The 24,676-nt window shown below is 39.4% G+C and carries 24 protein-coding genes; 11 read left to right on the top strand and 13 right to left on the bottom strand.

Features of this window, described 5'->3' with window-relative positions; all coding sequences use genetic code 11:
• Positions 1 to 59: 59 nt before the first annotated feature.
• Positions 60 to 425 (bottom strand): DUF4124 domain-containing protein, encoded by a 366-nt coding sequence (locus HHA42_RS04540; protein WP_168525551.1) that lies wholly within the window; start codon positions 423 to 425, stop codon positions 60 to 62.
• Positions 426 to 510: 85 nt separating this feature from the next.
• On the opposite strand from HHA42_RS04540, the gene HHA42_RS13590 reads away from it, so the two are divergent.
• The 4 genes from HHA42_RS13590 to ilvC all read left to right on the top strand — a co-directional run bounded on the left by HHA42_RS13590 (position 511) and on the right by ilvC (position 4,509).
• Positions 511 to 645, top strand: a complete 135-nt coding sequence (locus HHA42_RS13590; protein WP_019836443.1) for a hypothetical protein — start codon at positions 511 to 513, stop codon at positions 643 to 645.
• A 507-nt stretch (positions 646 to 1,152) separates the two neighbouring features.
• Entirely contained in the window at positions 1,153 to 2,880 is a 1,728-nt protein-coding gene (locus tag HHA42_RS04535) for an acetolactate synthase 3 large subunit (RefSeq protein ID WP_019836444.1), read from the top strand.
• Positions 2,877 to 3,368 (top strand): acetolactate synthase small subunit, encoded by a 492-nt coding sequence (gene ilvN / locus HHA42_RS04530; protein WP_004974986.1) that lies wholly within the window; start codon positions 2,877 to 2,879, stop codon positions 3,366 to 3,368. The genes HHA42_RS04535 and ilvN overlap by 4 nt, the downstream gene beginning before the upstream one ends.
• Positions 3,369 to 3,492: 124 nt before the next feature.
• Positions 3,493 to 4,509, top strand: a complete 1,017-nt coding sequence (gene ilvC, locus HHA42_RS04525) for a ketol-acid reductoisomerase (RefSeq protein ID WP_168419090.1) — start codon at positions 3,493 to 3,495, stop codon at positions 4,507 to 4,509.
• A gap of 379 nt (positions 4,510 to 4,888) precedes the next feature.
• On the opposite strand, the gene HHA42_RS04520 is transcribed toward ilvC, so the two are convergent.
• Positions 4,889 to 6,058 carry a nucleotide sugar dehydrogenase gene (locus HHA42_RS04520; protein WP_168525549.1) on the bottom strand — a complete coding sequence of 390 codons (1,170 nt, stop codon included), beginning with the start codon at positions 6,056 to 6,058 and terminating at the stop codon, positions 4,889 to 4,891.
• Between the two features lie 197 nt (positions 6,059 to 6,255).
• On the opposite strand from HHA42_RS04520, the gene HHA42_RS04515 reads away from it, so the two are divergent.
• The 4 genes from HHA42_RS04515 to HHA42_RS04500 are packed head-to-tail and all read left to right on the top strand — an operon-like array spanning position 6,256 to position 9,660.
• A complete protein-coding gene (locus HHA42_RS04515) occupies positions 6,256 to 7,020 on the top strand; it encodes a glycosyltransferase (protein WP_168525581.1) in 765 nt (254 codons plus the stop codon).
• Positions 7,021 to 7,042: 22 nt separating this feature from the next.
• Complete coding sequence (locus tag HHA42_RS04510) at positions 7,043 to 7,786, top strand: hypothetical protein (RefSeq protein WP_168525547.1); 744 nt, start codon at positions 7,043 to 7,045, stop codon at positions 7,784 to 7,786.
• 3 nt (positions 7,787 to 7,789) lie between these two features.
• Positions 7,790 to 8,596: a glycosyltransferase family 25 protein gene (locus tag HHA42_RS04505; RefSeq protein ID WP_168525545.1), complete on the top strand. Its 807-nt coding sequence runs from the start codon at positions 7,790 to 7,792 to the stop codon at positions 8,594 to 8,596.
• An 11-nt stretch (positions 8,597 to 8,607) separates the two neighbouring features.
• Complete coding sequence (locus HHA42_RS04500; protein ID WP_168525543.1) at positions 8,608 to 9,660, top strand: glycosyltransferase; 1,053 nt, start codon at positions 8,608 to 8,610, stop codon at positions 9,658 to 9,660.
• A 7-nt stretch (positions 9,661 to 9,667) separates the two neighbouring features.
• On the opposite strand, the gene HHA42_RS04495 is transcribed toward HHA42_RS04500, so the two are convergent.
• From HHA42_RS04495 to HHA42_RS04460, 8 genes are all read right to left on the bottom strand, one after another.
• Positions 9,668 to 10,687 carry a glycosyltransferase family 2 protein gene (locus HHA42_RS04495; protein WP_168525541.1) on the bottom strand — a complete coding sequence of 340 codons (1,020 nt, stop codon included), beginning with the start codon at positions 10,685 to 10,687 and terminating at the stop codon, positions 9,668 to 9,670.
• Positions 10,680 to 10,835 (bottom strand): hypothetical protein, encoded by a 156-nt coding sequence (locus tag HHA42_RS04490; RefSeq protein ID WP_168525539.1) that lies wholly within the window; start codon positions 10,833 to 10,835, stop codon positions 10,680 to 10,682. Before HHA42_RS04490 ends, HHA42_RS04495 begins: the two co-directional genes overlap by 8 nt.
• Positions 10,836 to 10,846: 11 nt before the next feature.
• Positions 10,847 to 11,161 carry a glycosyltransferase gene (locus tag HHA42_RS04485; protein ID WP_168525537.1) on the bottom strand — a complete coding sequence of 105 codons (315 nt, stop codon included), beginning with the start codon at positions 11,159 to 11,161 and terminating at the stop codon, positions 10,847 to 10,849.
• A 577-nt stretch (positions 11,162 to 11,738) separates the two neighbouring features.
• Positions 11,739 to 12,605 (bottom strand): lysophospholipid acyltransferase family protein, encoded by an 867-nt coding sequence (locus HHA42_RS04480; protein ID WP_168525535.1) that lies wholly within the window; start codon positions 12,603 to 12,605, stop codon positions 11,739 to 11,741.
• Positions 12,606 to 12,635: 30 nt separating this feature from the next.
• Positions 12,636 to 12,854 carry a hypothetical protein gene (locus HHA42_RS04475; RefSeq protein ID WP_034686420.1) on the bottom strand — a complete coding sequence of 73 codons (219 nt, stop codon included), beginning with the start codon at positions 12,852 to 12,854 and terminating at the stop codon, positions 12,636 to 12,638.
• A 114-nt stretch (positions 12,855 to 12,968) separates the two neighbouring features.
• A complete protein-coding gene (aspS, locus tag HHA42_RS04470) occupies positions 12,969 to 14,753 on the bottom strand; it encodes an aspartate--tRNA ligase (protein WP_168460039.1) in 1,785 nt (594 codons plus the stop codon).
• A gap of 203 nt (positions 14,754 to 14,956) precedes the next feature.
• Positions 14,957 to 15,712, bottom strand: coding sequence for a DUF4184 family protein (locus HHA42_RS04465; protein WP_168525533.1), 756 nt, complete (start codon positions 15,710 to 15,712; stop codon positions 14,957 to 14,959).
• Positions 15,713 to 15,718: 6 nt separating this feature from the next.
• Positions 15,719 to 16,987 (bottom strand): O-antigen ligase family protein, encoded by a 1,269-nt coding sequence (locus HHA42_RS04460; protein WP_168525531.1) that lies wholly within the window; start codon positions 16,985 to 16,987, stop codon positions 15,719 to 15,721.
• Positions 16,988 to 17,128: 141 nt separating this feature from the next.
• Between HHA42_RS04460 and znuD the strand changes: the two genes are divergently transcribed.
• Together znuD and HHA42_RS04450 are read left to right on the top strand one after the other, a co-directional pair.
• Complete coding sequence (gene znuD / locus HHA42_RS04455; RefSeq protein WP_168525529.1) at positions 17,129 to 19,273, top strand: zinc piracy TonB-dependent receptor ZnuD; 2,145 nt, start codon at positions 17,129 to 17,131, stop codon at positions 19,271 to 19,273.
• 105 nt (positions 19,274 to 19,378) lie between these two features.
• Complete coding sequence (locus tag HHA42_RS04450; RefSeq protein ID WP_168418559.1) at positions 19,379 to 20,842, top strand: phospholipase D family protein; 1,464 nt, start codon at positions 19,379 to 19,381, stop codon at positions 20,840 to 20,842.
• Between the two features lie 91 nt (positions 20,843 to 20,933).
• Here the strand turns inward: HHA42_RS04450 and HHA42_RS04445 are convergent, their stop codons facing one another.
• Entirely contained in the window at positions 20,934 to 21,386 is a 453-nt protein-coding gene (locus HHA42_RS04445; RefSeq protein ID WP_168397761.1) for a hypothetical protein, read from the bottom strand.
• A 178-nt stretch (positions 21,387 to 21,564) separates the two neighbouring features.
• Between HHA42_RS04445 and HHA42_RS04440 the strand changes: the two genes are divergently transcribed.
• Positions 21,565 to 22,044, top strand: a complete 480-nt coding sequence (locus HHA42_RS04440; protein ID WP_168461895.1) for an RcnB family protein — start codon at positions 21,565 to 21,567, stop codon at positions 22,042 to 22,044.
• Positions 22,045 to 22,194: 150 nt separating this feature from the next.
• Here the strand turns inward: HHA42_RS04440 and HHA42_RS04435 are convergent, their stop codons facing one another.
• Both HHA42_RS04435 and HHA42_RS04430 read right to left on the bottom strand, forming a co-directional pair.
• On the bottom strand, positions 22,195 to 22,692 hold the full coding sequence (locus HHA42_RS04435; RefSeq protein ID WP_168525527.1) for a phosphate-starvation-inducible PsiE family protein: 498 nt from the start codon (positions 22,690 to 22,692) through the stop codon (positions 22,195 to 22,197).
• Between the two features lie 141 nt (positions 22,693 to 22,833).
• Complete coding sequence (locus HHA42_RS04430) at positions 22,834 to 24,615, bottom strand: acyl-CoA dehydrogenase C-terminal domain-containing protein (RefSeq protein WP_168461897.1); 1,782 nt, start codon at positions 24,613 to 24,615, stop codon at positions 22,834 to 22,836.
• Positions 24,616 to 24,676 lie beyond the last annotated feature (61 nt).

Raw genomic sequence — 24,676 nt, 5'->3', positions numbered from 1 at the left:
ATTTTGCGCGCTGGATTGTGCAGGAAAATTTAAGCAGCCATAATTTTGCAGGCTTAAAATTAGTAAACGGCGGGATTGGCGCGTTCTTGTTGTGCTTTATTCAAAGCATCATTGGCTTCACGTTGCTGCTGATCCATTACGGGAGTGGGAGCCGTATTGTTAGCATTTGCAGGCGTTGTGCCATTTGCGGGTGCTGTCGTGGCAGTTGTGGTTTGATTTGGAATGTTCGGTGCAGAATTTCTCCAGCCGTAGGTATCGACCTTTCCTTGTTTTTTTGCAGTTTTAGGTGGAGGTGTGGTGGTGTAATGCGTCGAACCTTTTGCATCGACCCATTTATAGTATTGTTTTGCAGATACCGCACTGGTGCCTAAAATTAACATCAAGCTTGCAGAAAGATAACTCAAGCGACGAACGTGGTTTTTCATTGTAAATGTCCTGAGTAAAGGTGCAAAAGCAGACCTGAATAAACTAAAGATGAAATTGTCTAAATTTTAGCAAGGATGTGTCAGGATGACAGCACTTTTAGGGGCTTTTTTACACGATAACCTGCGCTATTTGATGAAGAGCGAAACGGCTTTAAAAATAGACGATGCTCATGGTGCTGTGTTCATTAAAAATGACGTCAAATTTAAAGCCAATTCATAAATAAACAATGTCTATTTTTTTTGAATTATTCTTTATTTTTATGATTTTGATATGAAAAATTTATAAAAAATAAAGTAAATGTTTGAAGTTGTTTGATTTGTTTCGAAATATTAGATTTGAGTGGAAATTGTGAAGTGCAGCACAAAGCTTAAAAAATGCACTGTTTATGAATAAAGCAGAAAAACCCGATTTTTAAACTTGACTTTAGTCGATGAAACTACAAAAATGCACACTTTAGTTTTATGTGCCTTAGATCGATCACCCTTCGAATAAGTGTCATGTCATGCAATGGGCAACTTCTCTAGCCGAGAAGCTGAACAAAGCTTATAAAATGTGTTTACCCCAACACGTTTTAGATCTCATATTGCTTATACGGTAATCAGATCGGAAATTTTTCCTATTGCCATGAAAACTATGAAATATGTGTGCTATAACAGTGCAGGAATTAATGAACAAAACACTGCAGGTGTCTCCCATTTTGCAGTGATAAGACTAGGGTGAATCACGTTGGAACTTTTATCTGGTGGTGAAATGCTCGTTCGCGCATTGGCGGACGAAGGCGTTGAGCATGTTTTTGGATACCCAGGCGGCGCAGTACTTCATATTTACGATGCGTTCTTTCAACAAGACAAAATTAATCATTACCTCGTGCGCCATGAGCAAGCTGCTGGTCATATGGCAGATGCCTACTCGCGCGTAACAGGTAAAACTGGTGTGGTGCTAGTGACTTCAGGTCCTGGTGCAACCAACACAGTAACTCCAATTGCAACTGCGTATATGGACTCAATCCCAATGGTGATTTTGTCTGGTCAGGTTGCAACACACTTAATTGGTGAAGATGCCTTCCAAGAAACCGATATGGTGGGTATTTCACGTCCGATTGTAAAACACAGTTTCCAAGTGCGTCATGCAAGTGAAATTCCTTCAGTGATTAAGAAGGCTTTCTACATTGCATCTTCAGGCCGTCCGGGTCCTGTTGTGGTTGATATTCCAAAGGATGCAACCAACCCAGCGGAAAAATTTGCTTACGAATATCCAGAAAAAGTGAAGATGCGTTCGTATCAGCCACCGCATCGTGGTCACTCAGGTCAAATTCGTAAAGCGATTGATGAATTGTTGAATGCAAAACGCCCTGTGATTTATTCAGGCGGTGGTGTGGTTCAAGGTAATGCATCGGAGCAATTGACTGAGCTTGCACACATTTTAGGTTTCCCTGTAACCAATACATTGATGGGCTTGGGTGCGTTCCCAGGTAATGATCCACAATTTATTGGTATGTTGGGTATGCATGGTACCTATGAAGCCAATATGACCATGCACAATGCCGATGTAATTTTGTGTATTGGTGCGCGTTTTGATGACCGTGTAACCAATAATCCTGCAAAATTCTGTCCAAATGCCAAAGTGATTCATATTGATATCGACCCTGCGACGATTTCAAAAACCATCATGGCGCATATTCCAATTGTGGGCGCAGTTGAGCCTGTACTTCAGGAAATGCTAGTGCAGCTGAAACAGTTAAATGTTTCTAAGCCAAACCCAGAAGCAATTGCTGCATGGTGGAATCAGATCAATGAATGGCGCAAAGTTCATGGTCTGAAATATGATAAGCCAACTGATGGCAGTATGAAGCCACAACAAGTAGTTGAAGCATTGGATAAAGTGACCAATGGTGATGCGATCATTACTTCTGACGTAGGTCAGCACCAAATGTTTGGCGCGAACTACTATAAGTACAAGCGTCCACGTCAATGGTTGAACTCTGGTGGTTTGGGTACGATGGGCGTAGGTTTGCCGTATGCAATGGCGGCTAAACTGGCTTATCCAGATCAACAAGTTGTTTGTATTACAGGCGAAGCATCAATTCAGATGTGTATCCAAGAGCTTTCAACTTGTAAGCAATATGGCTTAAACGTAAAAATCTTGTGCTTGAATAACCAAGCTTTAGGTATGGTTAAACAATGGCAAGACATGAACTATGAAGGTCGTCACTCTAGTTCTTATGTTGACTCATTGCCAGACTTCCCTAAATTGATGGAAGCTTATGGTCATGTGGGTATTCAGATTAACCATGCCGATGAGCTTGAGTCTAAGCTTACAGAAGCAATGGCGATTAATGATAAATGTGTATTCATTAACGTAATGGTTGACCGTACAGAGCACGTTTATCCGATGCAAATTGCGGGTCAATCTATGAAAGATATGTGGTTAGGTAAAGGGGAGCGTACAGAATGAGACACATTATTTCCGTTCTCGTTGAAAACGAATCAGGTGCGCTTTCTCGTTTAGTGGGTTTATTTTCTCAGCGTGGTTATAACATTGAGACTTTAAACGTTGCACCAACCGAAGACCCAACGCTTTCACGTTTAACACTGACCACGTATGGTGATGATCATAAAATTGAGCAGATCACCAAGCAATTAAACAAATTGGTTGAAGTGGTGAAAGTGGTCGACTTGTCAGAAGGTCCACATATTGAGCGTGAATTGATGCTGATTAAAGTAAAAGCATCAGGCGCTGCACGTGCTGAAATTAAACGCACAGCAGACATCTTCCGTGGACAAATTGTAGATGTTACACCGACCACTTATACTGTACAGCTTGCGGGTACAACTGAAAAACTTGACGGTTTTATTGATGCGATTGCAGAAAATACGATCTTAGAAGTTGTGCGTTCAGGTGTATCTGGTATTGCACGTGGCGAAAAAGTTTTAACCATTTAACTGAACTTAGTTAATTTTATTCATCGAATTCATTCCATCTCAAAGGATGGAGAGCTTGCTCAAATGCTGAATAGACCTGCATTTGAGCAAGATAGGAATCCAAAGCATTTTAGCGGAGACAGCAATGCAAATTTTTTACGATAAAGACTGCGACTTATCTATCATCCAGTCTAAGAAAGTAGCAATCATTGGTTACGGTTCACAAGGTCACGCACACGCGCTTAACCTTAAAGATTCTGGTGTAGACGTAACTGTAGGTTTACGTGCTGGTTCTACTTCTTGGAAAAAAGCAGAAAATTCGGGTCTTAAAGTTGCTGAAGTTCCTGCTGCTGTAGCTCAAGCTGACGTTGTTATGATCTTGACTCCAGATGAGTTTCAATCACAACTTTATCGTGACGTAATCGAGCCAAACATCAAACAAGGCGCGACACTTGCATTTGCACACGGTTTCTCGGTTCTTTACAACCAAGTTGTTCCACGTGCTGACTTAGACGTAATCATGGTTGCACCTAAAGCACCTGGTCACACAGTACGTTCTGAATACCAACGTGGTTCAGGCGTTCCAGACCTTATCGCGATTCACCAAGATGCTTCTGGTAACGCGCGTAATGTTGCACTTTCTTACGCTTCTGGCGTGGGTGGTGGTCGTACTGGTATCATCGAAACTTCTTTCCGTGAAGAAACTGAAACTGACTTATTTGGTGAGCAAGCAGTTCTTTGTGGTGGTGCTGTTGAATTGGTTAAAATGGGCTTCGAAACTTTGGTTGAAGCTGGTTATGCACCAGAAATGGCTTACTTCGAGTGCTTACACGAACTTAAATTGATCGTTGATTTGATGTTCGAAGGTGGTATCGCTGACATGAACTATTCAGTATCTAACAACGCTGAATACGGTGAATATGTAACAGGTACTGAAGTAATTAACGAACAGTCTCGTGAAGCAATGCGTAATGCGCTTAAACGTATTCAATCTGGTGAATATGCGAAGATGTTCATCCAAGAAGGTGCGTTGAACTATCCATCTATGACTGCACGTCGTCGTCAAAACGCTGCACATGGTATCGAAGTAACTGGTAACAAGTTACGTGCGATGATGCCTTGGATTCAAGCGAACAAGATTGTAGATAAAGAAAAGAACTAAGTTACGTGCCTTAAGAAAAGTAAAGCAGTGCTTTACTTTTCTTTCGTACCTTTGATTCAAGCAAACAAAATCGTTGATAAAGAGAAAACTAATATCTCGGAACAATTGATTTGAATGCGAAAATCCACTCTTTTGAGTGGTTTTTTTATATGTATAGTTACGTGCCTCAAAACGACTAAAGCAGTGCTTTGAATTCGCTCATACCTTGGATTCAAGCGAACAAAATCGTAGACAAAGAGAAAAACTAATTTCTCGAATCAGTCGATTTGAATGTGAAAGCCCAGTCAATTTGAGTGGGCTTTTTTATGGGGGGAGTAATTGCTGGAGCGTACCTTATATTTAAAATTCTTGTGCTGAGGGATGAGTTGTATGAGTGTTCTTAATCATCCATTCCAAATACATCACGCGTATAAACCTTATTTTGTACATCTTGCAACAATGAACATTTACGGTTACATACAATTAAATCAGCACGTTGTTTAAACTCGGCTAAATCATGAATGATTTTAGAGTTGAGAAATTTTTTCTGCTGTAGCCCCGGTTCATAAATAATTACTTTAATCCCGTAAGCTTTGAGATATTGCATAACGCCTTGTATTGCCGAGGCACGAAAATTATCTGAACCGCTTTTCATGGTAAGTCTATAAATTCCAACTACTTTAGGTTCACGCTTACGAATGGATTCTGCAATAAATTCTTGACGGGTTTGGTTGGCATCTACTACGGCTTTAATCAAGTTGCTCGGAACTTGCGCATAGTTTGCGAGTAGTTGTTTGGTGTCTTTAGGAAGGCAGTATCCGCCATAACCAAAGGATGGATTGTTGTAAAACTGACCAATACGTGAGTCTAAACATACACCATCAATAATTTGTCGCGTGTCTAGATTATAAATTTGGGCATAAGTGTCTAATTCATTGAAGTAGGCAACACGCATGGCTAGAAATGTGTTGGCAAATAACTTAATGGCTTCGGCTTCAGTGGAGTCTGTAAAAAGTACAGGACAGTCCTTTTTGATGGCGCCTTCTATAAGCATATTGGCAAATTGTTTTGCACGTTCGGATTTTTCACCTACGATAATCCGTGATGGGTAGAGATTGTCATGTAGGGCTTTGCCTTCACGTAAGAATTCAGGCGAAAAAATAATATTTCCAGTGTGATATTTTTTCTTAATCTGCTGGGTAAAGCCTACAGGTACAGTGGATTTGATTACCATGGTTGCCAAAGGATTAATAGCCAATACATCCTGAATGACTGCTTCAACACTTTGCGTATTGAAGTAATTGGTATCTGGGTCGTAGTCAGTAGGCGTGGCGATAATCACAAAATCTGCATGTTGATAGGCGTCCACTTTGCAGTGTGTGGCCTGAAAACATAATTCAGGTCGGTTTAAAAAATCTGAAATTTCTTGGTCGCGAATGGGCGAGATGCGTTGATTGAGTAATTTAATTTTTTCTGCTTGAAGATCATAAGCCACGACCTGATGATGTTGGGCAAAAATCATGGCATTAGATAAACCGACGTAACCTGTACCTGCAATTGCGATTTTCATATTCAATCAAATTTCTTATTATTTATACGTGTTTAATGTGATGAAAATTTATTCAAGCTCGATGACGGTTTGGTGAAGCTTATATTTCTATGAAAGATTTGCGTTAAACTATGCAGAAATGAAAAGCAAGCATCTCAGTTATGCCATGTTAATGGTATGATGTTGAAATTGCACGGGTGGATAATGGATGCATGAACATGAAGCAAAATGACCTAAAGGCTCAGGCAGATAATTTGACTGAGCAAAATGTTGTGATCTGTATGAAATGGGGCACAAAATACGGGTCTGAGTATGTGAATCGTCTTTATAATATGGTGAAACGACACACTACAGTTGACTTTAAAATGGTGTGTTTGACAGATCGTACCGAAGGAATTAATCCTGAAGTGCAATGTTTTCCAATCCCGCCATTAGCCTTACCCGAAGGTGCACCTGAACGTGGTTGGAATAAACTTTCAACTTTTGAGCCAGATTTGTATGGTTTAAAGGGTAATGCATTATTTTTGGACTTAGATGTTGTTATCGTAGATAACATTGACGAGTTCTTCACATACCCTGGTGATTTCCTCATCATTCATGATTGGAAACGTCCTTGGCGTATTACAGGTAATAGTTCGGTTTATCGTTTTAAACTTGGTGCGTTCCCGGGTCTATTGCCATACTTCCGTGAGAATTTTGACGAAATTCGTAATAAATTCCGTAATGAACAAGCCTATTTATCTTGGTATGTAGATAAAGAGGGTAAACAAACCTATTGGCCTGATAGCTGGTGCAAAAGTTATAAATACCACTGCCTCCAAAAAATTCCAATGGCATTCTTTAAGCCACCCGTAAAACCTGAAGGTGCAAAAATTATTATTTTCCATGGGGAAATTAATCCACCTGATGCGATCAATGGTGGTGGAGGTAAATGGTACCGTTATGTACTGCCTTCGAAATGGATTAAAGACGCTTGGCAGTAATATTTTAAAATGGTTGCTTAACATGCCAGTTAGAAAAAAAAGTAAGTTTGAACAGTGGTTTTCATTCAGCCGACATCAACGTCGTTTTGGGGCTGATAAGGTTTATGCTCAGCTTGCGAGTGTAGATATCGAAAAACTGAAATCAGACATTATTGCCGGTGATCAAATCCAATATACGCATGGTTCAGCGAAAGATCTGAATGAGCATATTGAGCAACTTAAACATGAGTTTGTTGGTCAGCCTGCATTGAGCCACTATCATGCGAGTCTGATTGTACTGATTCGACGTGAAGTTGATGTTGAAGAAAACTTTGAAAAATTTAAAGCCCTGTGGATGAGTGAACGTGATTTTTTACTCAGCACTTTAAATATTCGTTGGTTAATTTCTGCATGTGATACGTTTTTAGATTTACATGATGATGTAACGCTTAAAGCAACATTGATGAATGCTGTCGTGCTGATTAATACGTTGAAATTACAAGAAACCGAACGCTATTTATGTGATCAATCGTTAGAAATTAATATAGAGCACCAAACTCGATTGCAGACTGAGCGTTATCCTTTGTTTGATGGGACATCAGCATTTGCAGTCGGTACGGATGATACTTTACGAAATATGCGTTGGCGACTAGATCAAATTTGTGCTGTACATCCATTAGGACAGTTGGTTATAGAGATATTCGATCGCCTACAGCATGATGAAAATAATAATGTCTATTCACGGTTTAAAAAACGCCATACACGTGAAAAAACACGTTGGTGGTAAGATATGAATATATTAATTATTAATCTGGATCAGTCTAAACAGCGCTTAGAATTTCAGCAGAGACAATTTGAGCGTTTGAATTTGAAATTTGAGCGCTTACCTGCGGTTTCTGTTAATGAAATTAGTCAAGAACGATATCAAGAGCTTGGTTTTGGCTGGCAGCGTCCACTTAGAAAAGTTGAAGTCGCTTGTTTTTTGAGTCATAAAAATGCTTGGGAAAAAGTTCTAGTTTCCAATCAACCTACATTAATTCTTGAAGATGATGCTGTTTTAGCAACTAATATTTCAAATGTTTTAAATGAAATTCATTGTGAAAAATTAACAGAGATTGACCTAATTAACTTTGAAGTGCGTAGTCGAAAAAAAATCATTTCTAAAATGCCAGTTTTAAAATTAGAACATCTTAATATTAATTTGTTTGAGCTTTATCAAGATCGAACGGGTGCTGCGGGTTATTTACTCTATCCTTCGGGTGCAAAAAAATTATTAGAAAGATTGAAGAATACTGCACCAGCAATCGCTGACGGTTTTATTTTTAGTGCTTATGAATTAAAAGTATTACAAGTTGAGCCAGCACTTATTATTCAAGAGGATCAATTAGAGGCTTATGGTCTAGCAGCTAAAAGTGAATTTGACTCTACTATTGGTCGATCTGAACACTATAAACCTATCTACGATTCAATAGACCAGAAAAAAATATTTAAGCGACGTCGTATCATAGGGCAGTGGCACATGGCCTGTCGCTATCTGCAGGTTTTATTTAAATCGCAAAAACGATTTATATCTTTGGATAAAGAAAGATTCAAATAAGGTTTAGCTTAATGAAAAAGAAAGTCGTATTAGCGATTTTTACATTGCAGGGTAATGGTGCAGAGCGTTTTGCATTAACTCTAGCAAAAGGGATTAATGATGCAGGGCATGAAGCTCATATCGTTTATTTTAAAGATATAATTGATTTGCCAATACCCGATGGTGTACGAACTCACTTTTTTAATTATCAAAAGTTTCGTGCTATTCCAAAATTTATGCGTCCGGGTTTTGCTGCGAAAGCCTTTGACCGCTTTGTCCGTAAGCACATTGGTGAGCCCGATTTAGTTTTGTCGAATCTTTTCCCCGTGGATTTTATTTTAAGCCGTAGTACTTTGTCGAATGTTCATATGGTCATCCACAATACGACAAGTCAGGAATATGCCGGTCGTTTAGATGGCAAAATGCTAGAACAATTAAAAAATGTTTATCTGTCAAAACCATGTATTGGCGTAAGTCAGGGTGTGACGGATGATTTCAAAGCTCTTTTCAATACAGACAATATAAGAACAATTTACAATCCTATTGATATCGAAAGTATTCAATTGGCTGCCAATGAATATATACCCGATATTGATGGTCCATATATTGTGAATGTTGGGAAGTTTAAAGCGCAAAAAAGACACGATGTATTAGTACGGGCTTATGCCAAAGCGAATATAAATGAAAAATTAGTTCTAGTAGGTACAGGCGAGTTACTGGAACAAACTAAACAACTAGTTAAAGAACTTGATATTGAAAATAAAGTTATTTTTGCTGGCTTTAAAAAAAATCCTTATCCGTATATGAAGCATGCTAAGTTCATGGTGTTGTCATCGGATTTTGAGGGTTTGGGATTAGTCATATTAGAGTCAATTACTCTAGGGACTCCGGTGATTAGCACGGATTGCCCCTCAGGTCCAGGTGAAATCTTAGCTTCAGATTGTTTGGTTGCAGTAGGTAATGTTGATGCATTGGCAGCTAAGATATCGGTGACTGTGCAGTGCTCAAGCCAAGATAGACTTTGCCTGCATCAGCAGTTTTTACCAGCGTATGCAGTGCAACGATATCTAGATTTAACTGCTTAAACCGTATTTAAGAATAACAAGATCGCCCTAACCGTTTTTTAATAGAGCGGAGTAGGCGACTCATTAATTTAGATAAATAAAAACCATACAGCCCTAAATTTAAGCAATGATATAAAATGCGGTTATGCTCATTTTGAATCCATGTCACTGAACATGATAATTGTTGAATTGAGCCTGAAAACTTATTCCAATTTGATTTGGCAATCTGTTTATTTTTAAATTTAGTACTTTGATACATGTAAATATAAAAAAAGTGCATCAGTGGAATGATAAAAATCGCATGCCGCTTAGTTTTTTCAATTAGCGTAGGAATTAATTGTTCTAGGCATTGAAGCGATCGATTAATATTATGGGGTTGTGTTGAATTTGTAGCACTACCTGAACGTATACGATAGCCATATAATGGTCGAGAAATCGCATAAAAAGACTTTGCTTTTATTATCACATCTGGAATCGTGGCAGCATCTTCATAATGGCTGAGTTTGGGAAACTGGATGCCTTGAAACAATGTTGCTTTATAAAGGTGGATGCCTGAAAACCAGCGGTTGGCATTAAAAAGTTCAAACAAAGCCTGTTGCTGATTGTGCTCGCTACAGGGACTTTGGACTAAACGGGGAATAAATTGATGCTTGCTAGGCGTAAGATCTTCAGACAGATTCTGATAACCAAAGCTGATGACATCCGAATCGCTTACAAGAGCAGCCTGAACTTCTTTTGCGTAATATGGCATAAGCACATCATCTGAATCTAGAAATGTGAGATATTTACCTTGTGCATGTGCGATGCCAAGATTTCTTGCGGCAGCCACCCCAGCATTTTGCTGCTGCAGGATTTTAATATTATTGATGTGCGTTTGTGGCTGTTGCTTCAGGTACGTGCAGAGGACATTGATAGAATGATCCGTTGAACCGTCATCAACACAAATCACTTCAATGTCATCCGTCAATTGAGTAATAACACTTTGAATACAGTCAAGGATATACTTTTCAACATTATAGATAGGAATGATGATGGTTAAATTAAACATGTGAACAGTGATCATCCTGAATCAGACTTAAAAATTTCCCGACCATATTTTCATTGCTAAGCAATATTTTATCAAAATTTGAAGCTGGGTATTGGAAGAGATTCTGATCTATTTTTTCAGCTAATGCATCCATATCTTGTGGTGTCACCAAATTTTGCTCTAAGTGAGCAATTGAGAGTTGCTGATGAATCGCATCACTGACGTGATGGCCACTACGGGTACATCCCAATGTAGTGTTTCTGAAATAATAAGACCGTAGCCTTCATTTTGTGAACTAGTAATAAGTAATCGGCTTGGTTGGATATATGGATATGGGTGATTGCCCCAACCCAAAAATTCAATCCTATCTTCAATCTCTAGATGTTTACATAACGTCTGTAAATCTATTTTTAAATCTCCATCACCAATAATCAGCATATTTTTTGCTGTTTTAAAATTGGTAAATGCCCGAATGGTGCGATGTGGTTGTTTCATGACTTAAATGTCCGACAAATACACAGTCTCAATGTTTTTGAGGAGCGGCTAATTTGGCTTGATCAATAGGCGAATAAAATATTTTTTCTCTAAATAATAGCGTCTATATTCATTATACCATCGAAACAAATTTGCGGTGGTTTGTTTGTAAGGTTTAAAAATTTTACTATGTATACATAGCTAGACATTGCCCTGAATAAAATGGGAAATGCAAAACGTAAATGCATGTGAAAGAATGATAAGGTCAGGCTGATGAGCGGTAATGATGGTGTTGATTTTTTCTATATCCGTTGCAGGCATGGTACGTTATTCTTAATAATTTACCGGAGTAAAGGCCGGGATAAACTCGTGCTGGATTAAGGTCAGATCTTTGGGAACAAACATTTTAATGTCATGTGGATTTAAATGTACAATTGTGAATTGATACCCCGTTTGTTTTAAGTTAATGGCTTTATCAAGAAGAAATTTTTCTGCATGACCGCCTTTAAATGATCGACAAAGCATAGAATATGAGAATGGGGAGCAGTCGCTTTCATCATAAGGAGGCAAATAATTATGTTAGTTTTTGTTGGTAATTTTATTGATACAGGTTAGATGGTATGCCTTCTAACTTCCTAAACCGTTTATACCCCCACAAGTACTGTTCTGGAGCGACATTAATCATACGCTCCATTTCTTTGTTTAAGGTATCTACAGACAGTTGTAAATTTTTAGATAAAATATCACTTGATAATTCAGTTACATAAATATCATAACCCGATAAATCATCACGTCTTAAACAACTTAACCCTATCACGGAACATTGGGTTTTTGCAGCAAGCTTGGAAAGCAAAGTTGAGGATAAAGCATTTTGACCATAAAACAGAGAATAAATTCCTCCTGACTCTTTAGGTACATGGTCAGGTAAAATTGCTGAAAAACCACCTTGCTTCAAATGCTTAAATAGCGCGCGTACACCTGTATCATCGGTAGGGACTAAAGTCGCATTCAAACGCTGACGAGCTTCTAGCATAAACCGATCTAAATCTTTATTTTTGCTAGGTTTATACATAATGACAGGTGCAGTGTGTTGATTTACCCAAACATTTAGTAATTCCCAAGTACCAAAATGTGGGACAACAGCCAAAGTACCATTGGGGTTTTTTAAAGCTTTTAAAAATAAATCAGAACCATGAATTTCTTGAATCAGTGAAAGTGCATATTCTGTAGATGAGCCCCAAATTTTTACAGATTCAGCATAAGTCATGCACTGACTTTTAAGACTTTTTTTAGTTAGGCTTTGTCTTTCTGCATCTGTAAGTTCAGGATAAGCTGATTTTAAATTGATTTCGGTGGTGGTTCTTGCGGAAGAATTTGAATAATACAGCAGGGAACCTACAGCTTTTGCAATAGATTGAATGATTCTTAACGGAAGACGAGAAAAATTCTTCAGCAAAGCATACATAAATAGAAATCTGAGCGCTATATATAGAAATTATTGTTTATCCGCATTCCCCGCCAACACCATATAAATCAGCCCCACAAAAATCACAAACGCACCACCAATAGAACTTAAGCTAAAGTACAAAATGCGGTCATTGGTGTCTAAGGCAAACAGGTTATTGGCCAAAATGTAACGCATAAATAACCATTGAGCGACAGCAAATACAATTAGCATAATGCCACGATTACGAACTGCAGGACGCATAGCCATAGTAACGCTCAACTCAAAATTCAAAACGAAGCGCTATTATGCCACTAGCTTGGCTTTATCTCAATTCATAAAAAACCCTGCAAATTTGCAGGGTTTTTCTTACAGTTTCAAAAGTTATTCTTGAGGTTCTGCTTTCGGTTTTTCACGTAAGCGAATACCCAAATCACGCAATTGAGTGGCTTCAACTGGTGCAGGTGCTTGAGTCAATGGACATTCAGCTGTCTTGGTTTTCGGGAAGGCAATCACATCACGAATAGACGATGCACCTGTCATTAACATCACTAAACGGTCTAAACCAAATGCTAAACCACCATGCGGAGGCGCACCATAACGTAACGCATTGAGTAAGAAGCTGAACTTCTCTTCGGCTTCTTCTTCTTCAATGCCTAAAGCTTCAAAAATCGCTTTTTGCATTTCTAAGGTATAAATACGCAGTGAACCACCACCAATTTCAGTACCGTTCAAGACCATGTCATAGGCAACAGATAATGCTTCACCTGGATTGCTCTTCACATCTTCAACGCTTGATTTTGGCAAGGTGAATGGGTGATGCACAGAAGTCCATTTACCATCATCTGTTTCTTCAAACATTGGGAAATCAACTACCCAAAGCGGTGCCCATTCGCAAGTTGCAAGGTTCAAATCGTGACCAATTTTCACACGAAGTGCACCCATCGCATCGTTTACCACTTTGGCTTTATCTGCACCAAAGAATACGATGTCACCATTTTCAGCGCCTACACGTTTTAATAGATCAAGCACGATTGGCTCAATAAATTTCACGATTGGAGATTGTAAGCCTTCAATACCTTTTTCAAGTTCATTGACTTTAATGTAAGCCAAACCTTTTGCACCGTAGATGCCAACATATTTGGTGTATTCATCAATCGCGCTACGTGGTAATGAACCCGCGCCAGGTACGCGAAGCGCAACAATACGACCTTTAGGGTCTTTCGCAGGGCCGGCAAATACTTTGAACTCAACGTCTTGCATCAAGTCTGCAACGTCTACCAGTTTCAGTGGAATACGTAAGTCTGGTTTGTCAGACGCATAATCACGCATTGCTTCTGAATATGGCATACGTTGGAATTTGTCGAATTTCACGCCCAGAAGTTCATCGAACATCTTCACGGTCATGCCTTCCATCAAATCCATAATGTCATCGTCACTCATGAACGATGTTTCAATGTCGATTTGAGTGAATTCAGGCTGACGGTCTGCACGCAAGTCTTCATCACGGAAACATTTTGCGATTTGGTAATAACGGTCAATACCACCCACCATCAACAATTGTTTAAATAATTGTGGCGATTGTGGCAGCGCATAGAAGCTACCGTTAGATACACGGCTTGGCACTAAGTAGTCACGTGCGCCTTCAGGGGTAGCACGTGTCAAAATTGGGGTTTCAACATCCAAGAAACCATGATCGTCTAAATAGTTACGAATCAGGTTGGTGACTTTAGAACGGAAACGTAAGCGATCTAACATTTCTGGACGACGGATGTCCAAGAAACGGTATTTCAAACGAATTTCTTCTGAAATGTTGGTATTTTCATCGTTCAATGGGAACGGAGGCGTTTCAGATGCTGCAAGAACTTCAATTTCCTTGCCTAAAACTTCAATTTGTCCACTGACCATATTGGCATTTTCTGTGCCTGCATAGCGACGACGTACACGACCTGTGATTTTTAATACAAATTCTGAACGTGCTTTGTCTGCAGTTGCAAATGCTTCTGGAGTGTCTGGGTCAATTACGACTTGCACAAGACCATCACGGTCACGCATGTCTAGGAAAATTACACCACCGTGATCACGACGACGGTGTACCCAGCCACACAGGGTAACAGTTTGATCAATTTGAGCTTCGGTTAAAGAACCGCAATAATGAGTTCGCATCATAGCGTTAAAAATCCAACTATATGGGTTAAGGAAGCGAATACGTAAACAGCGCACCGCCTTTAGCAAAGGTAGGATTATGCCTCTTTGGGCATGTGGCTACAAGAACCTGCTGCAAAAACAGTGGGTTTTTACAAGGAATGTGTCTGAAATAGGATAATGCAGCAAGATTCAGGATGAAGTGATGAGCTTTGGCTTTATTTTATCTACCCTTGCCGATCCAAAAACAAAAATAACAGACAACCTAAACTAAACATGAGTAATGCCCCTTGGCTAAACTCATTGATGGCACGCCCTGTAAAGTAATACAGTTCTTCCTGCCAAAGTGCATCGGGAATATGCCGTGCATAATCCCAAAGTGAGAAGCAGCCTAAAGCGACAGACAGTGTAATAAGGCCGACTGCATAGCCCCGAACTTTGATGCTGACAGGTTTGATTTGCCGATGCTTCTTATAATAATGCAGGCTCATCCACAATAAAAAAGGCAGGGCCAAAATAGAGCTACCAATTTGCAAGATGCGGTGCATCGGATAAGTCTGAGCTCCCCATTGTACCGACTGTGCTAAAAAATCCTGAAAGGCAAAACTGCGAAAGTCGTGATGGGTTAAACCATCCCAAATTAAATGCGTGGCATTCCCCAGTAATAAGCTGAAGATAGTCACCAAAGCAAAGCCCAATACGGATGTTGCATGATTCAAATTTAGAGGGTGATGTATTCCCACAAAGCGATACAACGCAGGGCGATATACCAGATACCAAAGTGCACAGAATATAAGGCCCAAGAATAAGTTTGGATAAAACAAGGCCGACCATAAATGTGGCGTTGGGTCTTGGCGTAGGGTAAACAGGCGATGTAAATCTGGCAGCATACAGCCAATTGCAAGTGCAGCAATAGGTAGCCGTTGTCCTGAGAGTTTAGCTAACGGTGGCGCAAGTACAGCATGAGATAAGGTAAAGGGCATATATGCTTACTTTACATGATTCTTAGATGATTCTAGGTGATACATTTCTAATAAACTCATAAGTGTTATTGTTATTAAAAAATAAAACATGGTTGGGAAGTGCATGAAAAACAAAAAATCTGTTAATCCACAAATAGAAAAAAATATTGTAAAACAAATTCCCATTAATGAAAGATGCTGAGATTTTGATGTTGAAGGTTGAAATAGTTTATAAAAATAAAAAATTAAAGGAATTAAAAATGCAGAAATTATACCTAATAAGCCAACTAGCCCATTAGAGGCCAGGAACTGGAAAAAAATATTATGCGCATGTGGATTACAAGCAGGTAAGAGTCCTTTAGCTTGTTGCTCACAAATATTATCTCTGAATTTTTTTGCTCCAACACCATATATAGGAGATTTTAACATTTCGTCAACAGCATAACTCCATAAGAATATACGAGTACCAGTACTAGAGTGATAGTTATTTTTTTCAATTAGAGAAGTATCTTGTTGAAAAGCATTTAATCTTTTCTGAATGGGTGAGTTAGGTAGAAAAAACAAAACACCTGTAAGGATGAACGATGTTAATAAGGTTAATAAGACTTTTGATCGTTGAGACTTAAAATAGTAAAAGCTCAGAATGATTAGTATTAATGGTATTCCTAACCAAGTACCTCTACTGCCATGTGCGACTATTAGATATAAGTTAATTAGAGATAAAACAATTAAAATACTCGAAAATTTTTGATTTTTCCCAAGGTTGAAAACTAACATAAGTATGGATAAAGAAGCTATAGAAGCATCATATAATATTATAGCGTCAAATTTCTTTACTAATAATGCTCGATCAAAGTTGTATATGATATTGAAATAACCGTTAAATATAATAGAAAAAACTCCTCCAATATTTATAATATAGAGAAAAATATTTTCACTTTTTTTAATATTTAATAGAATGGTTGGTAACATTAAAAAAGCAAGTGCATATAGGAACTGATTGTTCATATCAGGGGCTAGTTTTTGATCGAAAAAATGGTCATTTGATATTTGGTCATTATGGAAGAATAGATTGATAATATATATGGAAATAAATGGAAGGGCTAAGGTTAGAAAAATAGGTAAACTAATATATATTTTTTTTTGTAAAGTAATGAAAATTATAAATAGTGTCAATAAAACATAGTTTAGAGACCAATTAACTCCATCATCAATCACTAAGTTTACAAAAAAAGTTAGGAAAAATAGAGCTAATAATAAAGAAAAAGTTTTTTCTAAATTAAGTAAATTTGTCATGATGAAAATGGGTGTAAAATTTGTTGATATATTAAAGAGTATAATTATCTTAATTTCAATTGATAGTAATCAAATTATTCTTCTATTCTCTTTTGTTATGTTATAACATGTTGTTTTTGTTTTGGGCTGAGTGAAATAGTCATGGCGTTCCATAAGAATTTAATAACAGTTTCAATTTTTGCAGTACTTAGTCCAGCAGCATTTGCCAATACGGATGCTACCAATACACAACTGGAAACGATTCAGCTACAAGCACATCCTTTGGTACAAACTGCAGCAGATTTCGCTGTAGCAGATCATGTAATTGATCAGAAAACGTTGGCAGAGCGTAGCACCACTATTGGTGATGCAATGGCAGATGAGCTAGGTGTCTATTCTAACCAATATGGTTCAGGCTCTAGCCGACCTGTCATTCGTGGGCAAGATGGCCCACGTGTTAAAGTGCTGCAACATGCTTCAGAAACGGCAGATGTTTCTACACTTTCACCCGACCATGCGGTAACGGTAGATCCAATTTTAGCCAAGCAAGTTGAAATTATTCGTGGGCCATCAACCTTACTTTATAGTGCGGGTACCGTAGGTGGTTTGGTCAATGTCACTGACCAAAAAATTCCAACGCAAATGCCAAATAATGGTTTAGAAGGACAAGTCGGTCTGCGTTATAACACAGGTAGTGATGAAAAACTGGCCAGCGCTGGTGTGACCGCAGCGATTGGTGACCAGTTTGCGTTGCGTCTAGAAGGTTCTAAGCGTAAGGCTAATGATTACATTACCCCAAACTATTGGGTAGAACATCATAATGATGAAGCAGGTCATGACGACCATGATCACGGACATAGTGACCCAGGTCATGATCATGATGATGAAGGCACGCATTTAGATAAAGCACGTCGTGTAGAGAATACCTTTGCTGAAGGGCAAACCGTGAATATTGGTGGCTCATGGATTCATGATCGTGGTTTTGTGGGCGTGTCATACAGTAACCGTCAGGACAAATATGGGTTGCCAGGGCATAGCCATGAATATCATGGTTGCGTATTGCATGATGATCATTTTCACTGTCCAAAGCCAGATCCAAATGCTGTTGAAGAACATGCACATGGTGGCCCATGGGTGGATTTAGAATCACATCGTTATGATTTGCGTACCGAGCTTGATCAACCTTTTGCAGGTTTTGATAAACTGCGTGCGCATGCCAGTTTTACAGATTATGAGCATGATGAATTAGAAGAAAATAAAGTCATCAGTAACTTTAAGAGCAAAGGCTATGATGCACGTTTAGAATTGGTGCATAACCCCCTTGCAGGCTGGGAAGGTGTGTTTGGTACACAGTTTAGCCAGCATGAAATTGATTTGACTGGTCAGAAAGAAAAACATGATGATCATTATCATGAAGCAGTACCTATGCCAGATACGAAAACACAAAAATACAGTTTATTTGGTTTAGAGCATAAGCAATTTGGTGATGTACATGTGGAACTTGGTGCGCGTGTCGATCATCAAAAAGTGAAAGCAGATTCGGACAAAAAAGATTATTCAGGTACTGGTGTATCTGCTTCTGCTGCAGCCAATTGGCAGTTTGCACCCAACTATAAATTGTCACTCACAGGCTCACATCAGCAACGTTTACCTGTAGCGCAAGAGCTCTATGCTGATGGCTTACATTTTGCAACCAATACTTACGAGGTGGGGAATCCTGATCTAGATAAAGAGACATCTAATAATTTAGAGTTAGGTTTGCACTATGAAGCCGACAAACTCGATTATTCGCTGCATGTTTACCATAATTGGTTCGATGATTATATTTATGGTGCAACAGTAGCGCAGAAAGGTAATTTGCGTGGTGTGGAATATACTCAAGACAAAGCCAAATTCTACGGTACAGAAGCCAAGTTAGGCTATCAACTGAGCCCAGATTATAAACTCAGTGTGTTTGGTGATTATGTTCGTGGCGAAATAGATAACCAAAATGCACCACGTGTACCTGCAGGCCGTTTGGGAACTAAACTAGATGCTAACTTTGCCGATGGTTGGTCGGGTATGGCGGAATACTATCGTGTATTTAAGCAAGACAAAATTGCAGCGTATGAACAAGAAACAGAAGGCTATAACATGGTCAATATTGGCGTAGCTTATGCAGGAAACTATGCCAATAAACAAGATTACCGTGTCTATTTTAAAGCCAACAACTTGTTAGATGATGAAGTCTATTCACATGCATCTTTCTTGTCGCATATTCCACAAGTAGGTCGTAACTTTACAGTCGGCGTTGAATTTGGTTTCTAAAATTCAATTTGGGCTTTATAGGATGTCTGCGTGAAAACACAGAAATCCTCTTGAAAATCCAAACAATAAAACCTAGTCTGAGCGCATCGGACTAGGTTTTTTGTTATGCGTATTTTTCAGCGAATTCACCAAAAATTGAATTGGTCGCCTCGGGCTTATTTGGGACTGGTTTTAGGTTTACTGGCTTTGGGTTATTTGTCCTCGGCTATTTACCACAGTCTTAAACCGTTACCAGATGGTCTGAATTACACCGGAAAATTACGCCATGCACCTGTCAAATTTATTGCCGATCAGACCTATATTGATGCGCAAGGTGTTCAGCAGCAACAGCACCAAATTTTTAAGGAGATTTTAGGCTTAATTGATGCTGCGCAAACCACCATTGTGTTGGATATGTTTTTGTTTAATGCAGAGGTGGGGACGTCTAAACAACAGCATCAGCCACTGACACAGCAATTGACCGAAGCTTTAATTCATAAACGTCAGATGCAGCCAAATATTGAAATTAAGGTCATTACAGACCCAATTAACTCAGTATATGGCGGTATTGCACCTGAGCATTATCGTCAATTACGTCAAGCAGGCATTGATGTTATTGAAACCGATTTAACGCCTTTACGGGCATCGAATCCATTGTGGTCAGGCTTTTGGTATCTCTGCTGTCAGGGTATTCCGAATAATGCAGAAAAAGGTTGGCTGCCAAGTCCTTTTGGGCAAGATAAAATTACCCTGCGCAGTTATTTCAGTCTGTTTAATTTTAAAGCCAACCATCGTAAAACCATTGTGGTCGATACCACTGAAGGCTGGAAAGCGTTGGTGACCTCATTGAATCCGCATGATGGTAGTTCGCGTCATTCCAATATTGCCTTAGTGGTCACAGGCAATACAGCGGTTGATATTTTGCAGACTGAACAAGTTGTAGCGCGTATGTCGCAAGGCAATGTGTCTGGGGTGATTGTGGGTGAGTTTGAGGCAGATCGCTCTTACCCTCAAGTGCAGGTTTTAACGGAAAAGGCTATTTGGGATGCGAGTTTAGCAATGATTGAAAATGCTAAGGCGCAAGAGCATCTTGATTTGGCAATGTTTTATTTGTCAGAACGTAAAGTGATTCAGGCTTTAATTGCTGCACAGCAACGTGGCGTACAGGTACGGGTATTGTTAGACCCGAATAAAGATGCCTTTGGTCGTGAGAAAAATGGTATCCCAAACCGACAAGTAGCATCAGAACTGAATGCGGCAGGGGTGAGTGTGCGTTGGTGTAACACGCAAGGTGAGCAATGTCATAATAAAATGATGATCAAATCTAATGCCAAACAGGCAGAATTGACTTTAGGCTCTGCAAATTTCACCGCACGTAATTTTAAAAATTATAATTTAGAAACCAATTTGCGTGTGGTCGGGCAGGTACAAGACCCTGTATTTCAGGATGCACAACATTATTTTAATACCGCATGGTCAAACCTTGAGGGTAAAAATATGAGTGTGGATTATGCTGTGTATGCCGATGAGTCGAAGTGGAAATATGCGGTCTATCGCTTTATGGAATGGAGTGGTTTATCGACATTTTGACTTTAAACTTTTTCAGTCAGATGTAATATTCCTAGAAAAATCCCTCTTGTTTCAAGAGGGATTTTTAGAAAATGACAATGAAGCTCTAAAATTATTTTTCAGGATTTGGCGGCACCATTTCATCCAAATCTTTATCACTCAGCTGATCTAACTCAGAAATGTCAGTCTTGATTTTCCACTGTGCCTCATCATCTACAGGATTCGGCAAACGGGCTTCTAACCAGTCACAGACCACATCTGGGCTAAATTCTGGATGGTTGCATTGAATCACCCATGATAAAAAATCTTTAGCATCACCATTCATATACGGTGGTGGAGATACAGGCAAGAATTGGGTCGGTAAACGCTCATCTCTAGAAATATAATTCAGGACATGCCCCAATTCTTGTACAGTTTGCCATGCCAGTGGGTGTTCTACATCTATTTGAAATTTAAACCACCATGCATGCTGACCGTCTGAACCATAAGAATCCACACGGGCTTGCTGCACACTTGGAACTTTACAGAAAAACTGATGAAGGCGGTCAAAATTTAATTCAGGCACGAGGTTTCATCCAATTTCAAAAAAAATGTATCTTAGCATAATGTGAAAATGAAACAGGTATGCTGCAGCTTTGTTTCTGTAAGAGCGGAGTTGGAATGAATAAAATTGCTGTTTTTTTATTCATTGTTTATCCTTAATTTGAGGTTAAAATCAAAAGATAACCAGAGGAGTGTTGGATATGAAGGTAGCAATTTTAACTGCATTGAGTGGCATGCTACTTATGGGTACTACGCTGCCAGCATTTGCAGAAACGAATCGTTGGGCAGGTTATACAGGTGTCGATACTCAGCGTTATCATCATCGTCCTTATACTTCGCAGCATCATCCTGCATATCCACAACATCGACCATATTATTCACAGCATCCTCAACCGCAGTACTATCCGCGACATTACCCGCAGCATCACCCACGTCCTGTGCCACAGTGGGGGCAGCCAACTATTCGGAGTGGTATTAATATTCAATACAATGCACCAAGTACAGTGCAATATAACCACCAAAGCTATAGTTGGGTGAATGGTGAACCGAGTACGGCTCATATTGAAAGTTCGACTTATCGGGTCGTGACCAATTGGCAGCATTTAGGCTTGCCTGCACCACCACGTGGTATGTATTGGGTTTTTGAACATGGCCGTTATGTCTTGGTGGCAAATCGTTAGATCATCTTGAGTACTCAACCATAAAGAAAAGCATTTTAGCCAAACGGATGAACTGGTGAATCTTCAAAAATCAGCGCGTCATGGTTTATCCTGACGCGCTTTTTTATAGCAGAAGTTTGAGTGGCTTTGAGTGAATTAAGCAATTTCAGTTTAGGCCAGCTCATCATCTTCTGGGCGTGGCGTCTTGCCCTGTGGTAATGGTTTTTCACTGTGTTTATCTCGAATGACCGATGGATAATTCCACGAGGCAAAACGCACCACCAGAATTGCAAAGGCTAGAATTAGAATTGAACCCGTAATAATCACCAAGTCCATATCTGCCTTATGGTCATGTTGAATATCGGAAATCAGCAGTCGGGTTAGGGCGGTAATGGCAATATAAATCAGAAAGCGTACTGGCATATGATTGGTTTTAAAGTAAATTCCAACCATGGCACCAAGCTCTAAATAAATGAAAAGCAGTAAAATATCATCAATCGTGGCATATTGTTTAACGGTCAGAATGTCGATTACGGTATGACCAGCTGACCAGATCACCATACAGCTAATGATGAACAGGGCAATATAGTGAAAACTTTCTACGGCTAGATTGCCAAGTCGGTCGAGGAGGGTTTCTATTTTTTCTACTTTGGAATGTTGTGCTTTCATTTGCTCCTCCTGATGATGTTGATGAATGATAAAACTCATGCAAAAACTGTGCACAATTACAGGAAAAGCTGCGTAAACATAGTAAAAATAAGAGGTATAAAAAACGCCTGACAATGCAGGCGTTTTTTAGAGGTAATCGAGTTAAGCTTGATTAGTGAAGTAATCTTCGCTGAAGTCCATAATCACTTCTGCACCCGCTTTTACTTTGGTAATGCGTAATGCAAGTTCTGGTAAAACACGTTGTACAAAGTAGAGTGCCAATGACAATTTGTTTTGATAGAACTCGCCATCTTTTTGCTTAGCGGCATTGGCAATGCGCGCGAACATATAAGCAAAGCTGAGCAAACCTACTGCATGCAAATAATCTACTGCTGCTGCATTTGGGAAGTCTACATTTTCTTTGGCTGCATTAAGAATGTATTGAGTAACTGATTCGACTTCGGTCGCTGCATCCAAAGTTGCATCTTTAATGAAGTTCAGGTCTGCATCTAAACCATTGGCAAAATCACGGATTTCTGCAATGTATTCTGCAATAAATTCACCATTGCATTTAATGGTTTTACGACCAATCAAGTCTTGTGATTGTACGCCGTTGGTGCCTTCATAAATTTGGGCAATACGTAAATCACGTACACATTGCTCCATGCCCCATTCGCGGATATAACCATGGCCACCGAAGCACATTTGAGCATCCAAAGTCGCTTGGAATGCGGTATCGGTTAAATAGGCTTTTGCAATTGGGGTGAGCAGGGCAACACGGTTATTGGCTTTCTGCACCGCTTCTGCATCGGTAGAGAATTTAGTGATATCGAGCTGTTGACCTACATAGACTGCAAATGCACGAGATGCTTCGTTATTGGCACGCGCATTTAATAGCATACGACGCACATCACCATGCACCAAAATGCTGTCAGCTGCTTTGTTCGGTGACTTAACGCCTGATGCACTGCGACCCTGAATACGGTCAGTCGCATATTGTGCAGCATTTTGATAGGCAAACTCAGATGCACCTAAGCCTTGAATACCCATAGACAGACGTTCGTAGTTCATCATGACGAACATGGCTGCTAAGCCTTCATTTTCTTTACCCACTAAGTAGCCTTTGGCACCATCAAAGTTCATCACACAAGTTGCAGAGGCTTTGATCCCCATTTTGTGTTCAATTGAACCTGGGCCTACTGGGTTGCGTTCACCTAATGAACCATCTTCATTGACCAAGAATTTCGGTACGATGAATAAAGAAATACCACGTGAACCTGCAGGAGCATCTGGTGTTTTAGCCAAAACCAAGTGAATGATGTTTTCAGCAAGGTCGTGGTCACCACCTGTAATAAAGATTTTGGTACCAGTGATGTTGTAAGTACCATCTGCATTTGGTTCAGCTTTGGTTTTAATAATACCCAAGTCAGTACCTGCATGTGGCTCAGTTAAACACATGGTGCCTGACCATTCACCTGAGTAAATTTTAGGTAAATAGGTTTCTTTTTGCTCTTGTGATGCATAGCTGTTTAAAGCCATACCTGCGCCTACAGACAGCAATGGATACAACATAAATGATGGGTTAGTAGCAAATAGCATTTCATCTGACAAAACAGTCAGCATTTTTGGCATGCCCTGACCGCCCCATTCTTCATCTGCGCCCAAACCAATCCAACCGCCTTCGGCATATTGTTTAAATGCTTCTTTAAAGCCAGCAGGGGTAGTCACTTCACCATTGTTGTACGTTGCGCCTTCTTCATCACCACTACGGTTAATAGGCAGGGTCACGTTTTGGGCAAACTTTGCCATTTCTTCCAAAATTGCTTCGGCCGTTGCAGCATCTAGGTGAGCTAAATTTTCATTGTTTTGCCAGAATTGTTCTGCATTAAAAACATCATTTAAGATGAATTTCATATCGGCAAGAGGAGCATTATAAATTGGCATGTGGTTTCACCTGTTTATTGTTTGAATCTTGATTCGCTGAGTTCAGTGTAATCTACAATTA

Origin of the sequence: Acinetobacter sp. A3 (genome assembly GCF_012371415.1) — a bacterium.
In the GTDB taxonomy this organism is placed as follows: domain Bacteria; phylum Pseudomonadota; class Gammaproteobacteria; order Pseudomonadales; family Moraxellaceae; genus Acinetobacter.
Note: the sequence above shows the minus strand (reverse complement) of the source record. Positions and strands in the feature narration are given on the sequence as shown.